The following is a 1,645-nucleotide window of genomic DNA, read 5'->3' on the forward strand; positions in this document are numbered from 1 at the left end:
CGGGAAGGTCGCGCGTCTTACCCTGGGAGGTCTGGTGGTCTGCCACGGTGCTACCGGTGCCGAGAGGCGACGGGATGGACCACCAGATGTCAGCAGAGGCCATAGTAAGTGCCGATTCACCCCGGCACCAAGGGCCGAACATGAAGAACCGCGAGTAGGCGATGACGTCTCGAGGATCGATCATGAAGACAGACCTTGGCGCTAATACCGCCACCCACCCAGAGGGGCAGGGGCAGATCCCCGAGCCCCGGCCGGTGGGCGTCGAGACGGTCCCGGCGTCGTCATCGTGGACGAAAGCGGAGCCCGCCCCGCTCATGGAGGCCGTGGTAGACAAGGCCAATATGGCGCGGGCTTACCGTAGGGTGGTCGCCAACAAAGGGGCGCCGGGTGCCGATGGCATGACGGTGCACCAGCTGGCCGACCACCTGAAGCAACACTGGTCGACGCTGCGCGAGCGGCTGCTGGCCGGTGAGTACCACCCCAGCCCAATCCGAGCCGTCACGATCCCCAAGCCCAAGGGCGGGACGCGGCAGCTCGGCATCCCCACGGTCACCGACCGGCTGATCCAGCAGGCGCTGCTGCAGGTGCTGACACCGCGCTTCGATCCGGGATTCTCGGCATCGAGCTACGGCTACCGCCCTGGGCGCAGCGCCCAGCAGGCCGTCTCGGCGATGAAGGGCCATGTCACCGCCGGCCACCGCTGGGTGGTCGACCTCGATCTGAAAGCCTTCTTCGACCGGGTGAACCACGACCTGCTGATGGCGCGGGTCGCGCGCCGCATCCACGACAAGCGAGTGTTGCGCCTGATCCGACGCTATCTGGAAGCCGGGATGTTCCAGGACGGCCTGGCCACGCCACGCCGGCAGGGTACGCCCCAGGGTGGACCGCTGAGTCCGCTGCTGGCCAATATCCTGCTGGATGACGTGGACAAGGAACTGGAACGCCGCGGTCACCGCTTTTGCCGCTACGCCGACGACGTCCAGGTGTACGTCAGGAGTCGACGGGCGGGCGAGCGCGTCATGGCCAGTCTGAGTGATTTTCTCGAAAGCTCACTCAGGCTCACGGTCAATCGCGACAAGAGTGCGGTGGACCGACCCTGGCACCGGGGGTACCTGGGCTACACGCTGACCCGGCACAAGCTGCCGAAGCTGACGCTGGCCAAGGCCAGTCTGCAGCGCCTGATGCAGCGTGTCCGCGAGATCCTCAAGCGTGGCAGGGGGCGCAACATACGGCGCGTTATCGAAGAGTTGACCCCGGTCCTGCGGGGCTGGGCCAACTACTTCCGCCTCGTCGATGTAAGGCACCCCCTGGAAGTGCTGGATCGATGGATACGTCGTCGACTGCGTTGCGTGATCTGGCGGCAGTGGAAACGCCCATGGACTCGGCGCCGCAAGCTTCAGGCGCTGGGCCTGGACGAGCAACGTGCCTGGAAATCAGCGGGAAACGGGCGAGGTCCCTGGTGGAATGCCGGCGCGCTTCATATGCGCCATGCACTGCCTAACCGCTGGTTCGGTCAGCAGGGACTGGTCTCGGTACACGATACGGTCAAGAGGGCTTAGTCGTTCTTCGTGAACCGCCGTGGTACGGAACCGTATGCCCGGTGGTGTGAGAGGACGGGGGAGGCGACTCCCCCTCCTACTCGATC

At 65.7% G+C, this 1,645-nt stretch carries 2 protein-coding genes; one reads left to right on the top strand and one right to left on the bottom strand.

Features of this window, described 5'->3' with window-relative positions; all coding sequences use genetic code 11:
• Positions 1-184: hypothetical protein (locus IBX53_RS16060; RefSeq protein WP_290911373.1), on the bottom strand; the 184-nt coding region annotated here is incomplete at its 3' end.
• On the opposite strand from IBX53_RS16060, the gene ltrA reads away from it, so the two are divergent.
• Positions 183-1,559 carry a group II intron reverse transcriptase/maturase gene (gene ltrA, locus IBX53_RS16065; RefSeq protein ID WP_290911376.1) on the top strand — a complete coding sequence of 459 codons (1,377 nt, stop codon included), beginning with the start codon at positions 183-185 and terminating at the stop codon, positions 1,557-1,559. The two genes, IBX53_RS16060 and ltrA, sit on opposite strands and share 2 nt — an antisense overlap.
• Positions 1,560-1,645: the final 86 nt, after the last annotated feature.

This window comes from Halomonas sp., assembly GCF_014859505.1.
Taxonomy (GTDB): domain Bacteria; phylum Pseudomonadota; class Gammaproteobacteria; order Pseudomonadales; family Halomonadaceae; genus Halomonas.

What these genes read in the sequence shown, in the direction of transcription:
- ltrA (WP_290911376.1), top strand. Translation starts at nt 183, where the DNA reads ATGAAGACAGACCTTGGCGCTAATACCGCCACCCACCCAGAGGGGCAG.